The 3053-nt window shown below is 74.2% G+C and carries 4 protein-coding genes; all 4 read right to left on the bottom strand.

The window, feature by feature from the left end:
• Window positions 1–338 (bottom strand): NAD(P)H-dependent oxidoreductase (locus tag AB0J39_RS38935; protein WP_363474158.1); only part of this gene is annotated, 338 nt, incomplete at its 3' end.
• Window positions 339–489: 151 nt separating this feature from the next.
• Window positions 490–996 carry a flavin reductase family protein gene (locus tag AB0J39_RS38930; protein ID WP_363474156.1) on the bottom strand — a complete coding sequence of 169 codons (507 nt, stop codon included), beginning with the start codon at window positions 994–996 and terminating at the stop codon, window positions 490–492.
• A gap of 222 nt (window positions 997–1218) precedes the next feature.
• Complete coding sequence (locus AB0J39_RS38925) at window positions 1219–2205, bottom strand: MsnO8 family LLM class oxidoreductase (protein ID WP_363474154.1); 987 nt, start codon at window positions 2203–2205, stop codon at window positions 1219–1221.
• A gap of 129 nt (window positions 2206–2334) precedes the next feature.
• Window positions 2335–3053: molybdopterin-dependent oxidoreductase (locus AB0J39_RS38920; RefSeq protein ID WP_363474152.1), on the bottom strand; the 719-nt coding region annotated here is incomplete at its 5' end.

Here is a 3053-nt window from a genome sequence, read left to right as displayed (position 1 = left end):
GGGGCGCCCATGACCAGCAGCGGCAGCGCCACCGTTCCGGCCAGCGCGCCGCCCGGGAGGCGGTCGAGGAACGCCTTGAGCAGGCCGGTGTAGGTGGCCTTGTAGGTGGGGCTGGCCACGACGAGCACCTGCGCTCCGGCGGCCAGCTCCAGCGCGACCTCCACCGTGGGCGAGGGTGCGGGGGTGAACAGGTGCGGGCCGATCGCGGACAGGTCCACGACCTCGGGCGGCGCGTCGTGCCCGATCCGGCGCCCCAGCGCCTCGGCCGCCGCCACCGCCGCGAGGTGGGTTCGCGAGCCGCCCCGCGGGTTGCCGACCAGCGCCACGACGGAGCTCACGACGTCACCCCCTCGTGCCGCGCGTCGGCGGTGTGACGGGCGGGTCCGGTGCGCGGAGCCGCGGGATGCGCGTTCTCACTGGGCGTGCGGGTGGTCAACGGACGGTCCTCCAAGTCGGGGAGACGGTGCTCGGCACGGAGCGGAAGCGGGGTCACGGGTGGGCGATGAAACGGCCGAAGCGGCCCTGGTGATACAGCAGCGGACGTCCCGGCGCGCGCACCTCGGCCCGGGTGACCAGGCCCACGACGAGGACGTGGTCGCCCACGCCGACCCTCTCGTACGGCAGGCAGACCAGGTGGGCGGAGACGTCTTCGAGCAGCGGCGCGCCGAGGGGTCCCGGGCGCCACCGGGTGGGCTCGGCGAACCGGTCGACGCCCTTGCGCGCGAAGCGGGCGGCGAGGTCGGCCTGGTCGCTGGCGAGGACGTTGACGGCGAAGTGGTCCGCCTCACGGAGGGACGGCCAGGTGGTGGACGCCTGGTCCACGTAGAAGGAGACGAGAGGCGGGTCGAGGCTGACCGAGGAGAACGAGGTGGCGGTCAGCCCCACGGGCACTCCTCCGCTCCGCGCGGTGATCACGACGACTCCCGCCGCGTGCACCGCGAGGGCCCGCTTGTAGTCGTCGGCGTCGAGGGCGGGGCCGAGCAGAGTCTCCGTCATGGCAAACCTCCGGTTGATCGCAGCTGCTCTCGGGGTCGATCCCGTCGGCCGGCAGCATCACGGCACGCGGGGTCGGGGATTCGGATGGAGGCGGGGACCGGGGCCGGACGAACGCCCTGGCCGATACCGCAAACGTACGATCAGACGATCCGAAAGTCAATATTTCCTACCAGCTATACATAAAATTGGCCGAGACCGGTTCCCATCGCTTCGGGGTCCGCCTCACAGGGACGAGACGATCTTGGCGACCAGCTCGTAGGAGCGGATCCTGGCCTGATGGTCGGGCACCTGCGTGAGCACGAACAGCTCGTCGGCGCGGGTGCGGCGCAGGAGGTCACCGAGGCGGGGCCCGACGCGTTCGGGGCCGCCCACGAACTGGGGGTCGATCTTCTCGCGCAGGAACCGCTCCTCGGCCGTGGTGAAGCGGTGCGCGGCCGTCTCCTCCTCGGTCGGCAGCAGCGTGGCCGGATCGGCCGTGCGCATGAGGATCTGGCCGTACACGAAGGAGGCGGCGAGCCGGTGCGCGCGCTCGTCGCTGTCGTTGACGACGGCGATCACCGCCACACCGGCGTGCGGTTCGGCCAGGGCCGCGGACGGCCGGAACGCCTGCCGGTACGCCTCCAGCGCCTCCGGGGCCCCGCCGCCCACGATCGCGTGCGCGTACACGTACGGCAGGCCGAGCCGGCCGGCGTACGCGGCGCTGGACGCGCTCGACCCGACCAGCCAGACTTCGGGCGGGGTGCCCGGCTCGGGGATCGCGCGCACGCCGCCGCTGCCGCCGGCGAAGTACTCGTTCAGCTCGCGCAGCGCCTCGCCGAAGTCGAGCCGGCGCGGGTCACCCAGGCGGGCCGCGGCCTCCCCCGAGCCGCCGGCGGCGCGACCGAGCCCGAGGTCGACCCGGCCCGGATGGAGCCCGACCAGCACGCCGAACTGCTCGGCCACCGCGTACGGCGAGTGGTTGGGCAGCAGCACCGCGCCCGAGCCGGCCCGGATCGTGGCGGTCGCCCCGAGGATGGCGCCCGCGAGCACCGCCGGGCTGGAGGTCGCGAGCGCGGGCGTGTTGTGGTGCTCGGCCACCCAGTGGCGCCGGTAGCCCAGGGCCTCGACGGCCCGGGCCAGGTCGACGGAACGACGCAGCGCGTCGCCCGCGGTGTCGCCGCGCCAGACCGGGGCGGTGTCGTGCACGGAGACGGCGATTCCCTCGGCCAACGTTCCCTCCTTCTCGGGATGGAAAGAGGCATATCCGGAGGATGCCTCACGTTGTCCAGAGTCAACCTGAGGCACCCTCAGTCTGTCAATGGCGTGACCGCGCGCGAGCCGGCCGTGAACGGGGCCCGCTCAGGTCACCACGACGGGGTGACGCACCACCGCGTCGAAGCCGTAGCCGAGGGTGTTGCGGGCCGCCCTGCCGGGCTGCGTCGCGCCCGTCTCGTCGGCGGCCCGGGCGAGCAGCCGCAGGCCGCCCGCCTGCCGGGGAGTCCAGGGGAAGGTCCACCGGACCCAGCCACGCGGGTGCCGGTCGTCGCGGAGGCGGGCCGGCCGCCACGACACGCCCTCGTCGTCGCTGACCTCGACCCGCACCACCCGCCCGTGACCCGACCACGAACGGCCGCGCAGCAGATGCTCACGCCCCGCTTGGAGACGGGCCGGCCAGGGCAGTTCGAAGGCGCTCTTCACCCCCGTGCGGGTCAGCGGCGGCCCGCCGCCGGGCGGGTGGCCGGGGCCGTGCATCCGGTACAGCCGCGTGCTCCACGGCGACTCCAGCGGCTCCGCCGACACCTCGACGTCCCCCAGCCACTTGATCGAGGCGACGCCCACCCACCCCGGCACCACGAGCCGCGCCGGATATCCGTGGTCGGGCGGCAGCGGCCGCCCGTTCATCTCGTAGGCCACCAGCACGTCGTCCAGCGCCTTGGTCACGGGGAGCGGGCGGCGCACCCTCCCCAGGTTCTCCCCCGCCTCCACGTAGTCGCCGTCGAGCCCGCGCGGCATCAGCGCGACCGCCCGGTCGCTCATCCCCGCCCTGCGCAGGAGCGTCGCGAGCCGCACGCCCCGCC

It is taken from the genome of Microbispora sp. NPDC049633 (genome assembly GCF_040675265.1).
In the GTDB taxonomy this organism is placed as follows: domain Bacteria; phylum Actinomycetota; class Actinomycetes; order Streptosporangiales; family Streptosporangiaceae; genus Microbispora; species Microbispora maris.
Note: the sequence above shows the minus strand (reverse complement) of the source record. Positions and strands in the feature narration are given on the sequence as shown.

Coding starts and splice junctions, on each gene's coding strand:
- AB0J39_RS38930 (WP_363474156.1), bottom strand. CDS start 996: ATGACGGAGACTCTGCTCGGCCCCGCCCTCGACGCCGACGACTACAAG.